Origin of the sequence: Brevibacillus sp. MCWH (assembly GCF_013096935.1) — a bacterium.
Classification (GTDB): domain Bacteria; phylum Bacillota; class Bacilli; order Brevibacillales; family Brevibacillaceae; genus Brevibacillus; species Brevibacillus aydinogluensis.
Window position 1 is genome coordinate 75148 of sequence record NZ_SDLF01000007.1, and the last position, 16617, is coordinate 91764.

A 16617-nucleotide genomic window follows, 5' to 3' on the forward strand; every position below is an offset into this window, starting at 1 on the left:
GCCGCCTCCTAAAACGCCCAACTGCGCCACTGCATCCACCACATTTGCACGGCGTGGCGGGCGACCGGGTTGATTGCCAGAGCGGCCGCGACCGGAACGAGGGTGGCGGCGATCATCAGCGCCCACCAGTTCCACGACCAGCGCGGCTGGTAGAGCTGGCTGACGCCCTTGGCATCGATCAGCTTGGGCCCGATTTTGGTGCGTACCAGCAGGGTGCTGGCCATGCCTTTGCGTCCTTTCTCCAAAAAGTCAATCATATTGGAATGCGAGCCAATCGTGACGATCAGCTGCGCCTGTTCCTCATAGGCGAGCAGCATTGCGACATCTTCGCTGGTCCCCGGCGCGGGCAGGAGGTGATAGTGAAGCCCCAGCGCCTCGACCCTCTCCCGTCCGGGCGCGCTGCCATCGGGAAAAGCGTGGACCACTACCTCCGCCCCGCAGCACAGGGCGCGGTCGGAGATGCTGTCCATGTCCCCGACGATCAGATCGGGCGTATAGCCGCATTCCATCAACGCGTCCGCCCCGCCGTCCACAGCAATCAGCACCGGCCGGCACTCGCGGATGTAGGAGGAAAGCATCCGCAAATCCTCCCGATAATGCCGGCCGCGCACGACCACCACCACATGCCGGTTTGCCATCCGCGTGACCAAGGGCAACTTGCGCAGCGGATGGAGAAACAGTTCCTTTTCCCGTTCGGCGAACTGCAGGGTGTTGTCGATAAACGCGGCCAGCACGTCGTCCAGGCGGTCATCCGCTTCCTTTCGCCTCGCCGCGATCTCATCAGCGGTGACGGCCCGCACTGAGGCAACCGGACGCCACTGTCCGTCAGTGTGCACCAGCAGCGCATCGCCCGACACCGCCGCCCGTTTTCCGTCCAATTCCTCCACCAGACTGCTGTGTCCACCGACGACTTCGTACATGGGAATCCCTGCTTCCAGCAGTCTGCTCGCCCCTTCGGCGGGGTAGGTGCCGGTCATGAATGGGGAGAGGTTGATCACGGCCTGCACGTTGGCTTCCAGCAGCGAACGGGCCGCCATCTCATCGACATCGGCATGGTCCACCAGGGCGATTTGCCGGGGCTGAAGCCGTTTGCACAGTTGTTTGGTTTTACGGTCGGCCGCGATCGTCGCCGTGCATGCAAACATGCCGGTATCACTGCGCTTGCCCACCTTTCCCACCTCCATCCCTAGTATGCTAATCATTTCCGCCAGGCATGCAATTGGCGAAAAAGAAAGGAGGCCGCGCAATTTGCGCAGCCTCCACAGCAACCGCTTTCGTCCCCGCGAAAACGAACCTGTAAACGGGAACGACCCCTATACTCCTCTTGTCGCGTAGTAGATAATCAGACCGTCTGCGAACAGGAATACAGCCAGGGACAAAAGTCCGAATCCTACCGCAAACTTGTTTTTGGCTCTCGCGGAACGGATCACGCCCCAGAGGATGAAGAACGTGAACACGAACATGAGGATATCGAACAATGTAATTTTCATCCGTCAGACAACTCCTTTACAAAACTGACGCGCAGGAATAGAATGCCACTTTCATTATATAGAATCGCCCACGGGTATACAAGCAGTAGTGGAATTGTGACAAACGATTTCACAATTGTGGATTCACTGGGGAAGGGTGGTTACGGATAGTGTGTCTCATTGTTTCGTTCCTATCCAGATCGTCCAGCGATCCCGCTCCACGATGATCCCGTCTGAAGCAATCTCCTGCTTCATGGCATCGACCAGCGCGCGCAGCTCTTCGTCGGAAAGGGCGTGCAGGATCGAGCGGCCGTTTCGTTTGAGCAGATCCTGCTCCAGTTCCTCCCATCCCGAATAGACGCGGCGTGTCTCCCACAGCACATCCCTGTGTATCGCTTGAAAACCGGCTGTTCGCATCGCGTCCTGCACGTCGGAATCGGCTGGGCGGCGCTCTTTTTCCAGCTCCAGCAGACGCGGAAAGCGGGAAAAAAAGTATCCGCGCAGATGGGTGGGCGAACCCGGCAGGGACACATCCTCCATCGTCCGATCCTGCACGATCGCCAGACCGCCGGGAACAAGCAGGCGGGCGGCCTCGGCAAAGAACCCGTCCAGCTCGTCCAAATGATGAATCAACGCTCTGGCAAACACCACGTCGGTGCTTTCCCCCGGCATCCCTGTCCGCAGGGCGTCTCCGCGGACCAATGTTACGTTTGGACAGTCACGACAGGTCTCCTTTGCTGCCTCCAGCATAACTTGGGAAAAATCAACGCCGACCACCGCTGACGCTCCCATCTCCGCCCATGCTTTGGTGTATATCCCGCCGCCGCATCCGATGTCTGCCACGCGCCTGCCAACCGGGTCGAGCCATCCGCGAATGGCCTCCATCCAGCTTGCGTCCGCGCGCCTGCCAGCGTACGCATAACGATTCTGTTCCGCATGAAAATCTATTCGCATGGCCTGATCCGCTCCATGAATTCCAGCCGGTGCCAAATGGGATGGTTCATCTCACTTTCCCCCTTTTTGGCACAAGACCATCCACTCGTCGATCTGGTGCGACTGGACGCGTCCGTTCCGCACGTCCAGATTCCAGTATGCTTTCATCGCCTGCGGCGCATCCAGCAGGCAGCACTCCACTGCTTCCTCCTGCTCCTTGGATGAGGAGGTCCGGGCGACCCACTCTGAAAACAGGAAGCGCTTTTGGCGCAGGCGGTCCTTGCGTTCCATTAGGCCGTATTTCTGCAACAGTTGCCGCCACTCCGCTACCGACAGACAGCGCACGTGGCTGATGTCGCGCAATTTCTCCACCCGGTTGACAATCTCGGCCAACTCCGGTTCATCGGGCACCACGTTGTCGATCAGCAAAAACATGCCGCCAGGACGAAGCACACGGCTCGCCTCACGGACAAACGCGTCCGGGTCGGGAACGTGATGGGCGGCAATGCGGCAGCATACGGCGTCAAACGATTCGGACAAAAACGGCAGGTGTTCCGCGTCCGCCTGCACGTACACAAGATTCGTCAATCCGGCCTCCCGGTGAGCATTAGCTGCAGCCTCCAGCATCGGTGCAGTCAGGTCGGTGGCCACAACGAAGCGGCAGTGCGGAGCCAGCGTTTTGGCCACATGGCCGCCGCCGGTCGCCACATCCAGCACCACCCAATCGCCGCGTGGCTTCAGCCATTCGACCAGGAGCGGCAAGTCCTCCCCCTTGGCGTGCGTCGCGCTGGTCACATATGACTCGGCGTGGAGGCCGAATTGTTGTTGAACCGTTGTTTTCACGTCATCCTGTCTCATGGAGACCACCTCCTGATCCCATCCTATTCCATACACAAACCGCTTTGTTATAGAATATGAATAACAAGCTATCCATCTATTCGATAACTTCAAAAACCAGATCGTTTCAGGAGGTTCCCATGGATTTGCAAAGCCTGGAGGTGTTTTTGGCGATTGCCCGTTACGGTTCGCTGAACCGGGCGGCCCAAGCCATGTTTCTCGCCCAATCCACCGTGACCCACCGGCTCAAGCAGTTGGAACGGCAAGTGGGCACACCGCTATTCGTCCGCACCGCTACAGGCGTCAGCCTGACCGGGGAAGGGAGGCGCCTTCTGCCGGTTGCGGCCTCCGTCGTCGAACAGCTCCGTGCATTTACCCAGCACAGGGAAAAGCCTCAGGCGCTGACAATCGTTGCTGGCAAAGCGTTCGCGTCGTACGAGCTGCCCCGCCTGATCGGCGAGTACCGGCACGCTCACCCGCACTTTACCTGTTTCGTCCGCTCCACGCTTTACGAGGAATCAATCGCCGCCCTCCTCACCGGTGCCGCCGACATCGCCTTTCTTGGCCACGAGGTGTACCATCCGTACATTCATCAGGAGTTCCTGCCTTGCGACCGAATTCTCCTGGTGACCGCTCCCGAACATCCGTGGGCAAGCGGATTCCCCGGTTTTTCCCACTGGGGAGCAGAGCCCGTCATCGCTTTCGGCGACCATACCGCGCCGTTCCGGCAGCGGGTTGACCGGTTCCTGGCGCAGCACGGCGTATTTCCCAACGTCGTCATGGAACTGGACAGTTTCAGTGCAGTCAAAAAAATGGTCCTCCAGCAGCTCGGTGTCACCATGCTGCCGGAACGAACCATTCGGGAAGAGGTGGACGCGGGACGACTGATTGCCATGGACATTGCCAACGGCCAACTGACCCGCCCCACCTTGATTGCCTACCTGCATGCCAAAAAGGAGGACGACGCATTTCAGCAGTTTGTCCAGTGGATCAAAAGCGCCTACTAAACCAGCGTGAGGACGGTCACTTCCGGCCGGCAGAGAAACCGGACCGGCAAAATGGTCGTGCCCAATCCCCTGCTGGTATAGACCGGCATCTTGCGCTCGCCTGCCTGCATCAGGCCGGACACGTATTTTTGGCCAAGCGGTGGTGTCAATACGTGGCCGATGAGCGGGAGGCGCACCTGTCCGCCGTGACTGTGGCCGGACAACTGCAGATGGACATGATGACGGGCAGCCACATCGGCAAAGTCCGGTTCGTGCACAAGCAGGATTACCGGTTCGCCTGGGGCAATGCCCGCCAATGCCGCCTGCACGTCAGGCGTGCCGTGCAGCACGTCGTCCACGCCGACCACATAGAGACCGGCCCCTTTGTACTCTGTCCGCACATGTCGGTTGTCCAGGACCTGAAAGTCCGCATCCACGAGCGCCTGGTGGATAACATCCTGCTGCCCGTAGCGCCAGTCGTGGTTGCCCAGTACGGCAAACTTGCCGAGCGGCGCCTGCAGTCCCCGCAGCATGGGAACCGCCGCGGACAGCAGCCGCGTGCTCTCGTCCACCAGGTCGCCGGTAAAGCAGATCAGATCAGGCTTCTCCCGATTGATCACATCCACCACGCGCTGCAGTTGTTCCAATCCCCAGTACGGTCCCAGGTGCGTGTCGCTAAAATGGACCAGACGGACACCTTTCAGCACCTGCGGCCAATCGGGAAGTGTGATCGACAGCGAGACCACTTCCAGTTGATGCCGTTCCCACCCGTATCCGTAGGCTCCGCACAGTGCCCCCACCCCGAGCAGCCCCAGGAGCCAGTGCATGCCTTTTGTCATAAAACGCCTCCGGGTAATGACATCCAACCGCCGCTTACTCGTCGCAAGCGATTCTCTCATAGCCGTTGACGACCAGGTCCAGCTGCCCGGTCTCCGGATTGATTAACAGGCCGTGCACCGGCACCCCGCACGGCAGCAGTGGGTGGTTTGAAATAACCTCGACGCTTCGTTTCACGCTTTCCTCCACGCTGTCAAAGCCGCGCAGCCAGGTCTTCAGATTGATCCCGGCATTTAGCAGCAAGGAAATCGTCTCGTCGGTAATCCCCTGCTGTTTCATTCTGTTCAGCATGTCTTCGGCGGAGATCATGCTCATCCCGCAGTCGTAATGTCCCACGACCATCACTTCTTCCGCGTTCAAGGCATACAGCGCGACGAGGATGCTGCGCATGACACTGCCAAATGGATGGGACACGATCGCCCCCGCACTCTTCACGTGCTTGAAATCCCCGTTGCGCAAATTCATCGCCTTGGGCAGCAGTTCTTCCAGCCGGGTATCCATACAGGACAGGATCACCAGACGCTTGTCCGGGAATTTGGTTGTCTTGAATGCCTCGTATTCCCCACGAGCGACAAACCCGCGGTTGTACGCGAGAATCTCTTCCAGTTTGGTCATGCGTGATCACCACTCTTTGCAAGGGTTATTTCCTCATTGTACTAGAAAGAAGCAGGGAATCAACACATTGCGAGAAGTCCGCCAACGCAATGTGCCTGCTCGCAGCATGGAGGCTATACAAAAAGAACCCCCTCTTGGATAAGGGGGCAGGTTTCCAGAAAATGCTTTCCATATTTATTGAAGCTCCTCCAAGGCTTGCTGCAGCGTGGCCTTGGTCACCACCTTTTCAGTAAACGCAATGCCCAATTCGATCATGGTGTTGGCGATTTCCGGGCGAATCCCGGTGATGATCGCCTTGCATCCGAGCAGCCCGATTCCTTCTACGATGCGAAACAAATGGCCCACCACGGCTGTGTCCATGAACGCCACACCGGACAAATCAATAATAATTTTTTGAATCTTCAGGTTGGCAATTTGATTGAGCGTTCGCTCCTGCACTTTTTTCGCCCGATAGGTATCCAGGGTGCCGACAATGGGCAGCACCGCCATGGAAGCGGATAACGGAATGATGGGAACCGACAGGTCATCTATCGTTTCACGGTGGGAACGCAGCAGTTCATCCTTGTACTCGATGTAACTGGAGAAATAGTGGAAAATGTAATGATCCAAGAGAAAATTCGTTTTGATGCCAAGCTGGAAGACACCTTCCATGTCCAGTCCGACATTCTGATAATAGTTATGTAATAAATTCCAATACACCTTGCGAAACGCCTGGATCAATTCCAGTTTGATGACGAGCGGGACATCATTTCTCGCACCCGTCTTGCCCAGTTCCTTCGCGAGCATCGTCAGCTCATGCTGCCGCTCTTCGACCAGGAGTTTGGCCATTCTGACAAAAATGTCCCCTACATTAATATTGTACATGGAGTCGGCGATGAGCTGGTTGGTCCCTTTCGTTTCGTGGGCAAACAGCTCGTGAAAGCGATCTTCATTCATGGCGAAATACTCTTGAAAACTCTGGCCTTCCACGTATTGCATGTTCATATCCATCACTCCAATTTGTTCGATCATTTCAATCGGAAACTGAATGGTGAATGTTGTGCCGATGCCTTCTGTACTCTTTACCTCAATGGTTCCTCCATGTTGATAAATGGTTGAAAACACCTGTGTCAGGCCCATGCCCGTCCCCTCATCTTTTGTTGTGAAGAAGGGAGTACCCAACAGTTGAAGCTTTTCCCTCGGCACACCGACTCCTGTGTCCGAAATGCTGACGTACACAAAGTCACCCATACGGTAATGGTCGATGGTGATGATGCCTTCATGGGGAATGGCTTCAAACGCATTTTTCAAGAGATTGAAAAAGGCTTTCTTCAACTGGTTGCGTTTTCCCCAGATAACTTCATCACAATTGCGAAAGTTCCGGACAATTTGCACCCGATAGATTTGATCCTGAAACAAGTAGAGCAGAGACTCCAATTCGGAACAGAGATTGATCGAAAGATACGACTCTTCTTCCAAATCAGGTTTGCATACCTGCAGCAAATCCTGCAGCGTCGCAATCGCCTGGTCCAGTTCGGAACAGGCAATATCCAAATACCCATGGGAAATCTCTTCCTTGAGCAGCTGCAAAAATCCCTTCACTGCGGTTAACGGATTTCTCACTTCATGTGCGATCCCCGCTGCAATTTGGCCGATCGAAGCAAGGCGGCTCAAGGTATCTTCTGTCTTTTGTGTGTTATGGCTGCTTGGTTGCCCATTTGATTGCAACGATCCTCGTTCCTCTCCTTGAAGTTTCGATGTGGAATTCATCCATCAGTCGCTTTACGCCGGATAAGCCGAGTCCCAATCCTCGTGACGACGATCGCCGTTTGCCGTTGATCACGTCCTCAACATCGAGAATTCCCGGCCCTTCATCGGTAACGACCAAGCGTATTCCCTGTTCGAGCAATTCACAACAAATGATCCCCTTGCTGAAGGCGTGATCCAGTATGTTTCGGGTTAACTCTGACACGCTCACGAAAATCTTCTGCTGATCCGCCTCGGAAAAAGGGAGCTGCTTCATAAAATGACGAACCGTACTTAACGCAAAATAAATATCGTCTTCGGAAGAGATATTCACTTTTTGATAGGTGATCGGCACAGGAATCCTCCAAGGAACCAAACAAATTTCATTTTAATTTGGTTATAATGATGTTTATGAATATATCAATAAAGAATTATGTACTGCTCATCACTTCTGGCAGCAAGATATCCCGGGCATGTCTCATCCGGCCTTACCCCCTTCTGGATTGTAAAAAAATACCACTTCTTCATTGGTCATACGGAACCAATAAACAAGCGGTACTCGTAATGCTTCCAATTGTCAGTATCTTTGATACATCTATTTTCTTTTTTCTCAGCTTATTTTCGCTTCAATCCGCAGCTTATCAGCCACCATGGCAATAAACTCGGAGTTGGTCGGCTTTGCCTTTGTGTTGGAGACGGTGTAGCCGAACAAGCTGGAGATGGAATCCAGATTCCCCCGCGACCAGGCGACTTCGATGGCGTGGCGGATGGCACGCTCCACCCGGCTGGCTGTCGTGTTGAACTTTTTGGCGATGTCGGGGTACAGCACTTTGGTGATCGAACCGAGCAATTCCACATCGTTGTACACCATCGTGATCGCTTCGCGCAGGTACAAATACCCCTTGATGTGGGCAGGCACACCGATCTCGTGAATGATGCTGGTAATGCTGGCATCCAGATTGCGCCCTCTCACCGCCAGCGACGACTGCGGCTTGACGGCGCTGATAAACGAACCGGTCGGCTTGCTGCTGGTCATCTGGCGGATGCGTTGAGCCAGCACTTCCATGTCAAACGGTTTCAAAATGTAGTAGGCAGCTCCCAGTTCCACCGCTTTTTTCGTGATTTCTTCCTGACCAAACGCGGTCAGCATGATGATTTTGGGCTGCGGAGACAGACGCATGGCCTGAATCTGCTCCAGCACCGCCAGGCCATCGAGGTGCGGCATGATAATATCGAGAATCAGTACATCCGGCACGCTCTCCTGAAGCAGACGAATGACATCGTTGCCGTTGTACGCCACCCCGACGACGTTCATGTCATGCTGGCTGCTGATGTACTCTTCCAGCAGGTTCACAAATTCCCGATTATCATCTGCCAACAACACGTCAATCTTGTTCAAGGTCGTTCCTCCTTACAATCAACATCTATTTTGGAAAGAAGGTGGAATTGGTGATCTCAGAAGTATGTAAACGATCGGAATCTGTCCAAACCATCTTTTCACATGAAAAATTATTCGACAAACCCCAGGTCATTCCTGCCAATGACGAAAGATTGAATGATTTTTCCGATATTTCGACAATTCACAACTGCTTTTCGTCAGTATGCGTTCCCCCGTCGGCCGTCACTTGCGAAAAATGCGGCTGGATGCGGCAGCCCCCTTCCTTTTGCGCCCTGCACGTCTGGGCGATATCCGGTAAGGGACGCCCGCATAGAGAAGAGCCGCCGCGCCCAACGGGAGAGCGCTGACGGCTATTGAAGCGTGCTTCGGTTAGGGGCGTTTCTGCACGTCCCGCAAAGCCATGCGTTCGTGCCTGTAAGCTGGTCCTTACGCTATGCTGCATTCCCGATCGGCGCTTTGCCTTGCTGCGAGCGGACGGGTATGCCTGCCTCTTGCAGCATCCATTCAATGTAGCAGCCGTATCCCGAGGTGGGATCGTTGACAAACACGTGTGTGACCGCCCCGACAATCTTACCGTCTTGGATAATCGGACTGCCGCTCATCCCCTGAACGATGCCGCCGGTTTTCTCCAGCAGACGCTTGTCCGTTACTTTGATAATCATGCCCTTCGTGGCGGGGAAATGCTGCTTGACGACATTGACGATCTCTATGGAGAACTCCTCCACTTTTTGGCCGTCCACCACCGTGAGAATTTTGGCCGGCCCCTCCTTCACCTGCTCGGCAAGGGCGATCGGCATCGGCTCATTGTACAAACCGCGCTTTGGCTGCTCTTTCATCTTGCCAAAGATGCCGAACGGCGTGTTTTTGGTGATCGTCCCCAGGACTTCGCTTTCGTTGTAAAAGCGGGCAAATTTCTCCCCCGGGTTGCCGCTCTGTCCTTTTTCAATGGAGGTTACGCTGGCTGCGACGATCTGGCCGTCGCCCACGGCAATTGCCTGGCCGGTGTCCACGTCAGAGATCACGTGGCCCAACGCACCGTACGCCTTGGTATTGGGGTCAATAAACGTCAGTGTACCGACACCGGCTGCAGAATCGCGGATGTATAGCCCCATGCGGTACTCGTTGTCTTTTTTGTCTTTTGCCGGGTGCAGGGTCATGTTGAGCTTTTCCTTGCCGCGTACGACCAGCAGCTGTACGGGGGTGTTGCGCTCCCCTGCTTCGTTGACCAGTTTCTTGACATCATTCATGTCGTTGATGTACAGATCGTTTATCTTGACGATCATGTCCCCGACATGAATACCCGCTCGCTCCCCGGGCGAAACCTTTTCCTTGCCTGTGTCCACGAGATGGTGTCCGACGACGAGCACGCCCGCCGTCTGCAACTTGACGCCGATCGATTGTCCCCCGGGGATGACCCGCAAATCGGGCAGCACGTTTACGTTGACAGCGGTCAGCGGAACGTTGTGCCACTTGACCTGCAGCTGTGCCTGACCTGCGCGGCGCGGCTCGACAGACAGCGGTTTGCTCAAGTCGACGGTGACTTCCCGCGTCTTTGCTCCGTTTACGTGCAAAATGTCGGGGTTGCTGTTGATCAACGTCCCCATGACGGGCACGGAGACGCGAAGCTGTTGCAGTGAACCTTCCATCAAGCGCAATTCATGGGGGAAAGAAGTCAGGTCGCGGAACGGGGTGGAACTCACGACGAGCGCCGTGATGAGGAGAAGGAGACTTCCCATCCATTTTCTTCTGTTGTGACGGATCACCAGCAATCACTCCTACCGTTCCCTACCTACACCTACCTGATACACCTCCACCTTGTGTAGTTATAATGTTGCCTGCGCCCCAACGGATTATGTCAGGAAAATCACCCACGCACACACGCGGGAATGCGCCATCCGCCCCGTAAAAAAAGCTGTCAAACGCCGTTGACAGCTTTTCGTTGTTGCCCCAGCAAAATCATTTCGCGGGCATGTTCTTCGGTTTTGGACGTGACTTCGGCACCCCCCAGCATCCGGGCCAACTCCTTGACGCGCTCTTCGTCGGAGAGCCGCTCTACCACCGTCATCGTCTCGTGCTCACTCATTTCCTTGCGAATCAGGAAATGCGCGTCAGCCAACGATGCCACCTGCGGCAGATGGGTGATGCAAAGAACCTGCCGTTTCTGTGCCACGCGGGCCAGTTTCTCCGCAATCGCCTGGGCCGCCCTGCCGCTCACGCCGGTATCCACTTCGTCGAAAATCAGCGTCTGGACCTGATCGGTGCCGGCCAGGATCGTCTTGATCGCCAGCATGACCCGGGACAGTTCTCCGCCAGACGCGATCTTGGCCAGCGGACGAAGCGGCTCGCCCGGGTTGGGGGAGATGAGAAACTCCACCTGATCAATGCCGTTTGCATCGACGCGCCATTTGGCACCTTCCAGCTCAATCCCGTCCTCATCCGGCACCCGGCGGACGTCGATTGCGAAACGGGCCCGTTCCATGTGCAGATCTTTTAACTGCTGCTCAATCTCCCGCGCCAGCCGTTCGGCGCATTCGCGGCGGATCACGGACAGTTCCTGCGCTTCCACGGCCAGATCGGCCGCCAGTTCGCTCAGCCGGTGCTCCAACTGCTGCAGGCGATCCTCATAGTGCTGCATCTCGTCCAGCTCGTCCTGGATCGCAGCGGCGTACTCCAGAATGTCGTCCACGTTTTTGCCGTACTTGCGTTTCAGGTTCTGGATCTGGTCAAGCCGCCGCTCCACTTCCGCCAACTGCTCCGGTTCGAAGTCAAGCTGGTCGCTGAGCTGGCGAAGCTGCTGCACCACGTCTTCCATCTGATAGTATGCGCTCTGAACCGATTCCACAATCGGCGCGAGCTGCTCTTCGTACGACGCGATCCGCTCCAGCTCGCTCATCGCGTGGCCGAGCCAATCAAGTCCCCGCTGATCTCCGTAGAGGGCGCGGTAGGCGTCCTGTATGCCGGCGTACACCTTTTCAATGTTCATCCATTTTTTTCGCTGTTTGAGCAGTTTCTCGTCTTCCCCCGGGGTCAAGGCGGCCGCCTCGATCTCGTTCAACTGGTATTGAAGCAGGTCAATCCGCTGCACCAGTTCCCGCTCGTTGCGAGCCATCCGCTCCAGGTCCTGTCTGGTCTTTTTGTAGGCGGCGTAAAGCTGAGCGTACTCCTTTTTGGCTGGGCCCAACTCCGCCTCGCCGTACGCGTCCAGCCAGTTGATGTGCTTGTCCGCCTGCATCAGCATGTGGGTGTCGTGCTGGCCGTGCACGGTCACCAGCCACGGCCCCAGCTCCCGCAGCATTGCCAGGGTGACCAACTGGCCGTTGATGCGGATGATGCTTTTGCCCTGGCTGGAGATGTCGCGGCGCACGACCAACGTGCCGTCCTGCTCCACAGCGACGCCAAAGCTCTCGCACAGCGCCAGCGCCGGGTGGCCGGCGGGCAGTTCAAACAACCCTTCCACTTCAGCCCGCGTCTCTCCGTACCGGACAAAGTCGGCGGAAGCTCGCCCGCCCAGAAGCAGGCCGAGCGCGTCGATGATGATTGACTTCCCTGCGCCGGTCTCCCCCGTGAGGATGTTCAGTCCGCGTTGAAAGGAAATCGTGACCGATTTGATGATGGCAAAATTGCGAATGGACAGTTCCAACAGCATCGTGTGCAACCACCTTTACAACATGTCCAGGAAGCGCTGGGTGACTTCCCGGGAGTTCTCCTTTGAGCGGCAGATGATGAGAATGGTGTTGTCGCCGCTGATGGTGCCCATGATCTCCTCCCAGGACAGGTTGTCAATCAGTTCGGCTACAGCATTGGCGTGGCCTGACAATGTTTTCAGCACAATGAAGTGGTCGGCGTAGTCGATGCTCACGTAGGAGTCCACCAGCATCCGCTTCAGTTTTTGGATCGGGTTGAACTTCTGCTCGACAGGCATCGAATACTTGTAGCGTCCGTCCGGAAGCGGCACTTTCACCAGGTGCAGCTCTTTGATATCCCTTGATACGGTGGCCTGGGTCACGTTGAACCCTGCTTCCCGCAGACGGTCCACCAGTTCGTCCTGGGTCTCCACTTCGTAATTGCTGATGATTTCCCTGATGCGAATCTGTCGTTGTCCTTTGTTCATTGCCATTACTCCCACTCACCTTGTAGTTTCGTGCGTATCGTTTCAAAAAAGCCGCCTGTTTTCCACTTGATCAGCGGCGTGACATGCGGGGACTTCTTGACAAAAATCTGGTCGCCGCCTTCCAGCCGATAGCCAAACTGGCCGTCGATGGACAGTCCCATCTCCTGGTGGATGGCATCCACCTCGATGCGAATGATCTGATTGGCCGACAGCACCATCGGACGGGCGGTCAGCGAATGTGGGGCCACCGGTGTCAATAGCAGCATATCCACATTGGGTGCCACGATTGGCCCTCCCGCCGACAAGGAATAGGCGGTCGAGCCGGTCGGACTGGAGACGATCACACCGTCGCCGCTGAACGTCGCCACATAGTCGTCATCCACGTACACGGCGCATTGGATAATCCGGCAAAACGAGCCTTTGGCGATGCCGATATCGTTCATCGCGGTGTAGCTGGCCAGCGCCGTCCCGTTTCGCACCAGCGTCGCCTCCAGCATGGTCCGCTCCTCGATGTCGTACTTGCCGGAGAGCAGATTGTCCACGGCTACAGGCAGATCGTCCGGATCTGCTTCCGACAAAAAGCCGAGCGTCCCCAGATTGATGCCAAGTATCGGCAAGGAGCGGCCGGCCAACTGGCGGGCTATCCCAAGCAGCGTCCCATCTCCGCCCAAGACACACAGCAGTTGTGCTTCCCGGCCGATTTTTTCCAGCGAGGCTGCCAGCTCGGACCGCCCCACATCCGAGGCAATATGTTCATCAAGCAGGACGCGGGCCCCTCTCGCTTCCAGCAGGTACATCAACTCTCTGGCCACGATTCGGGCTTCCGGCTTCCCTTTGTTTGCTACGATACCAATCGATTTCATACGGCCCTCCCAAACGTCGTTGGTTGGAAATCCTTATACAAGTATACAACTTATCATGCATATAAAAAAAGCCTCGATTCTGCGTGATCGAGGCTTTTTGTCCCACATTTCACTTCAATTCGCGATGGGCCGCGGAGACCACTTCCGCCGTGTGCTTCAGCCAGGCGTCCGGAGTCAGGCCGCCCTCGCTTTTTCGCGCGTGCAGGAGAAACTCGATGTTCCCCTCGCCTCCAGTGATGGGAGAGTAATCCAATCCATGCAGAGAGAACCCGGTGTTGACAGCGAACTGGCCGATATCAACCAGCACCGCTTCATGAATATCCGGATCGCGGACGATGCCGTTTTTGCCGACGTTTTCCTTGCCCGCTTCAAACTGCGGCTTCACGAGGGCAACCACATCCCCGCCCGGTTCCAGAAAGCGGTACAAAACGGGCAGGATCAGCTTCAGCGAGATGAAGGAAACGTCGATCGAGGCGGCGTCCGGCCGCTCATCGTCAAATTCATCCGGGTCCATGTGGCGAAAATTGGTTCGCTCCATCACTACGACACGCTCGTCCTGCCGCAGGCTCCAGGCAAGCTGTCCGTACCCGACGTCAATCGCGTACACACGGCGCGCGCCGTGCTGCAGCGCACAGTCGGTAAAGCCGCCCGTCGACGCGCCAATGTCCATCATCACTCTGCCGTTCAGATCAATCCCGAACACGCGCAGCGCTTTTTCCAGCTTCAACCCGCCACGGCTGACGTAGGGATGCACCTCTCCCTTTACGGTGATCGGCGTGTCTTCAGGAATTTTGGTCCCCGGCTTGTCGCAGCGCTCGCCGCCCACCAGGACCAATCCGGCCATCACGGCGGCCTTGGCCTTTTCCCTTGTTTCAAAAAACCCTCGTTCGACGAGGAGCACGTCTACCCGTTCTTTTTTCATGCTTCCACAACGCCCCTTGTCATGGGCAGCAGGGCGCGCACGCGGGCAGCGATGGCGTCTGCCGTCAGCCCCACTTCCTCGCGCTGTTCCTTCACGCTGCCGTGCTCCACAAAGTAGTCGGGCACCGCCACCACTTCCACGCGCACCTGATGAAACCCGGCCGCCGCCAGACATTCGAGAACGGCGCTGCCAAAACCGCCCATCGCCGCTCCCTCTTCGACGGTGACGATGTCGTAGCCTTCCCGCGCCAGGCGGAACAGCAGCTCCTCATCCAGCGGCTTGCAGAAGCGGGCGTTGACCAGCATCGGTTGGATGCCTTCGCTGTCAAGCTGCTCCACCGCTGCCTCCGCCAGTTCGAAGACGTGGCCAAACGACAGGATGGCGACGTTTTTCCCCTCACGCACCACTTCCGCTTTGCCGATCGGCAGGACCTGCAGCTCCTCGTCCATTTTTACGCCGCGAATGGCCAGACGCGGGTAGCGGAACGAGATGGGGCCGTCTTCGTAGGCCACCGCCGTTTTCATCATGTGGCGCAGTTCGTTCTCGTCCTTTGGCGCCATGATCACCATGTTGGGGATCGTCCGCATGAACGCGATGTCGTACATGCCCTGGTGCGTCTCCCCGTCTGCTCCGACCAGGCCCGCCCGGTCGACGGCGAAGATGACGTTCAGCTTTTGGCGCGCCACATCGTGAATCAACTGGTCGTACGCCCGTTGCAAAAAGGTGGAGTAGACCGCATACACCGGTTTCAGCCCCTGCGTCGCCAGGCCGGCGGCAAAGGTACAGGCGTGCTGTTCGGCGATGCCTACGTCAAACAGGCGATCCGGAAATCGCTCACCAAACTTGAGCAGCCCGGAACCAGCCGGCATGGCCGGAGTCACGGCGACAATCCGTTCATCCGCTTCGGCGAGCTGGATCATCGTGTCCGCAAAGACGGACGTGTACGTCGGAGCAGACTTCGGCGTATGACCTGACTCGATCTTGTACGTTCCGATGCCGTGCCATTTGACCGAATCGGCTTCGGCGGGGGCGTAGCCCTTTCCTTTTTTGGTAATGGCGTGAATCAGTACCGGCCCTCTGGTCTGCTTGGCTGTCTTCAGCGAGTCGAGCAGCAGTTCCAGGTTGTGGCCGTCGATGGGGCCGATGTAGGTGAAGCCCAGCTCTTCGAATAGCACGCCGGAGACCAGCAAATACTTCAAGCTGTCCTTGAACCGCTCCGCCAGATGGGCCAGTCTGCCGCCCACGGCGGGTATCGATTTCAGCAGGTGCTCCAGCTCTTTTTTGGCGTTCCGGTAGTTTTCGGCAGAACGCAGCTTGCCCAGGTAATTGTGCAGCGCGCCGACGTTGGGGGCGATCGACATCTCGTTGTCGTTCAGGACCACGATCACGTTTTTCTTCTCGTGACCGATGTGATTCAGCGCTTCAAACGCCATTCCCCCGGTCAGGGCGCCGTCCCCGATGATCGCCACGACATGGTGCTTTTCCTTTTTCAGATCCCGCGCGGTAGCCATGCCCATCGCCGCGGACAGGGACGTACTGCTGTGTCCCGTTTCCCAGACGTCATGCGGGCTTTCGCTCATCTTGGGAAAGCCGCACAACCCCTTGTACTGGCGCAGTGTCGGAAACAGTTCGCGGCGGCCGGTGAGGATTTTATGTACATAGGCTTGGTGACCTACGTCCCAGATCAATTTGTCTTCCGGACTGTTGAACACGTAGTGCAATGCGAGCGTCAGTTCCACCACACCCAGGTTGGGAGCGAGGTGTCCGCCCGTTTTGGACAAGGTTTCCACTAGAAACTGGCGAATTTCACTGGCCAGCATGTACAGCTGGGGCAGCGAACACGTTTTCAAATCCTGAGGATTGTTGACTGTCGTCAGCAGCATTTTGATTCCTCACTTTCCAGTCGTTCTCCGTCAATTG

16 protein-coding genes are annotated in these 16617 nt (G+C 56.7%); 1 reads left to right on the forward strand and 15 read right to left on the reverse strand.

From position 1 onward, the window contains the following. Positions 1-8: 8 nt before the first annotated feature. The 4 genes from steA to ETC00_RS08635 all read right to left on the reverse strand — a co-directional run bounded on the left by steA (position 9) and on the right by ETC00_RS08635 (position 3260). On the reverse strand, positions 9-1169 hold the full coding sequence (gene steA, locus ETC00_RS08620) for a putative cytokinetic ring protein SteA (RefSeq protein WP_171565588.1): 1161 nt from the start codon (positions 1167-1169) through the stop codon (positions 9-11). A gap of 144 nt (positions 1170-1313) precedes the next feature. Further along, on the reverse strand, positions 1314-1490 hold the full coding sequence (locus tag ETC00_RS08625; RefSeq protein WP_171565589.1) for a DUF2759 family protein: 177 nt from the start codon (positions 1488-1490) through the stop codon (positions 1314-1316). A 156-nt stretch (positions 1491-1646) separates the two neighbouring features. Further along, positions 1647-2423, reverse strand: coding sequence for a class I SAM-dependent methyltransferase (locus tag ETC00_RS08630; protein ID WP_171565590.1), 777 nt, complete (start codon positions 2421-2423; stop codon positions 1647-1649). Between the two features lie 51 nt (positions 2424-2474). After that, positions 2475-3260, reverse strand: a complete 786-nt coding sequence (locus ETC00_RS08635) for a class I SAM-dependent methyltransferase (protein ID WP_171565591.1) — start codon at positions 3258-3260, stop codon at positions 2475-2477. 119 nt (positions 3261-3379) lie between these two features. On the opposite strand from ETC00_RS08635, the gene ETC00_RS08640 reads away from it, so the two are divergent. Continuing rightward, positions 3380-4246 (forward strand): LysR family transcriptional regulator, encoded by an 867-nt coding sequence (locus ETC00_RS08640; RefSeq protein WP_171565592.1) that lies wholly within the window; start codon positions 3380-3382, stop codon positions 4244-4246. On the opposite strand, the gene ETC00_RS08645 is transcribed toward ETC00_RS08640, so the two are convergent. The 11 genes from ETC00_RS08645 to dxs all read right to left on the reverse strand — a co-directional run bounded on the left by ETC00_RS08645 (position 4243) and on the right by dxs (position 16580). After that, positions 4243-5064 (reverse strand): metallophosphoesterase, encoded by an 822-nt coding sequence (locus ETC00_RS08645; protein ID WP_253264269.1) that lies wholly within the window; start codon positions 5062-5064, stop codon positions 4243-4245. The two genes, ETC00_RS08640 and ETC00_RS08645, sit on opposite strands and share 4 nt — an antisense overlap. Before the next feature lie 34 nt (positions 5065-5098). Beyond that, complete coding sequence (locus tag ETC00_RS08650; RefSeq protein ID WP_171565594.1) at positions 5099-5677, reverse strand: beta-class carbonic anhydrase; 579 nt, start codon at positions 5675-5677, stop codon at positions 5099-5101. A gap of 174 nt (positions 5678-5851) precedes the next feature. Next, entirely contained in the window at positions 5852-7384 is a 1533-nt protein-coding gene (locus ETC00_RS08655; protein WP_438286228.1) for an ATP-binding protein, read from the reverse strand. Continuing rightward, the gene (locus ETC00_RS08660) at positions 7353-7757 is read right to left on the reverse strand and encodes an ATP-binding protein (protein WP_230076852.1); all 405 of its coding nucleotides are present in this window, start codon (positions 7755-7757) and stop codon (positions 7353-7355) included. The genes ETC00_RS08655 and ETC00_RS08660 overlap by 32 nt, the downstream gene beginning before the upstream one ends. A 255-nt stretch (positions 7758-8012) precedes the next feature. Further along, positions 8013-8801, reverse strand: a complete 789-nt coding sequence (gene spo0A / locus ETC00_RS08665; RefSeq protein ID WP_171565596.1) for a sporulation transcription factor Spo0A — start codon at positions 8799-8801, stop codon at positions 8013-8015. A 431-nt stretch (positions 8802-9232) separates the two neighbouring features. Beyond that, entirely contained in the window at positions 9233-10564 is a 1332-nt protein-coding gene (gene spoIVB, locus ETC00_RS08670) for a SpoIVB peptidase (protein WP_171565597.1), read from the reverse strand. 152 nt (positions 10565-10716) lie between these two features. Then, complete coding sequence (recN, locus tag ETC00_RS08675) at positions 10717-12447, reverse strand: DNA repair protein RecN (protein WP_171565598.1); 1731 nt, start codon at positions 12445-12447, stop codon at positions 10717-10719. A gap of 15 nt (positions 12448-12462) precedes the next feature. Further along, positions 12463-12912: a transcriptional regulator AhrC/ArgR gene (ahrC, locus tag ETC00_RS08680; protein ID WP_171565599.1), complete on the reverse strand. Its 450-nt coding sequence runs from the start codon at positions 12910-12912 to the stop codon at positions 12463-12465. 5 nt (positions 12913-12917) lie between these two features. Then, complete coding sequence (locus ETC00_RS08685) at positions 12918-13775, reverse strand: NAD(+)/NADH kinase (RefSeq protein WP_171565600.1); 858 nt, start codon at positions 13773-13775, stop codon at positions 12918-12920. Between the two features lie 109 nt (positions 13776-13884). Further along, positions 13885-14697 (reverse strand): TlyA family RNA methyltransferase, encoded by an 813-nt coding sequence (locus tag ETC00_RS08690; protein WP_171565601.1) that lies wholly within the window; start codon positions 14695-14697, stop codon positions 13885-13887. Further along, complete coding sequence (gene dxs / locus ETC00_RS08695; protein ID WP_171565602.1) at positions 14694-16580, reverse strand: 1-deoxy-D-xylulose-5-phosphate synthase; 1887 nt, start codon at positions 16578-16580, stop codon at positions 14694-14696. Before dxs ends, ETC00_RS08690 begins: the two co-directional genes overlap by 4 nt. Positions 16581-16617: the final 37 nt, after the last annotated feature.

Bases quoted from the DNA above. Each gene is read 5' to 3' on its own strand.
- ETC00_RS08630 (WP_171565590.1), bottom strand. From the start codon at position 2,423: ATGCGAATAGATTTTCATGCGGAACAGAATCGTTATGCGTACGCTGGC.
- ETC00_RS08690 (WP_171565601.1), bottom strand. From the start codon at position 14,697: ATGAAAAAAGAACGGGTAGACGTGCTCCTCGTCGAACGAGGGTTTTTT.
- ahrC (WP_171565599.1), bottom strand. From the start codon at position 12,912: ATGAACAAAGGACAACGACAGATTCGCATCAGGGAAATCATCAGCAAT.
- ETC00_RS08635 (WP_171565591.1), bottom strand. From the start codon at position 3,260: ATGAGACAGGATGACGTGAAAACAACGGTTCAACAACAATTCGGCCTC.
- ETC00_RS08625 (WP_171565589.1), bottom strand. From the start codon at position 1,490: ATGAAAATTACATTGTTCGATATCCTCATGTTCGTGTTCACGTTCTTC.
- dxs (WP_171565602.1), bottom strand. From the start codon at position 16,580: ATGCTGCTGACGACAGTCAACAATCCTCAGGATTTGAAAACGTGTTCG.
- ETC00_RS08645 (WP_253264269.1), bottom strand. From the start codon at position 5,064: ATGACAAAAGGCATGCACTGGCTCCTGGGGCTGCTCGGGGTGGGGGCA.
- recN (WP_171565598.1), bottom strand. From the start codon at position 12,447: ATGCTGTTGGAACTGTCCATTCGCAATTTTGCCATCATCAAATCGGTC.
- ETC00_RS08650 (WP_171565594.1), bottom strand. From the start codon at position 5,677: ATGACCAAACTGGAAGAGATTCTCGCGTACAACCGCGGGTTTGTCGCT.
- ETC00_RS08640 (WP_171565592.1), top strand. From the start codon at position 3,380: ATGGATTTGCAAAGCCTGGAGGTGTTTTTGGCGATTGCCCGTTACGGT.
- ETC00_RS08685 (WP_171565600.1), bottom strand. From the start codon at position 13,775: ATGAAATCGATTGGTATCGTAGCAAACAAAGGGAAGCCGGAAGCCCGA.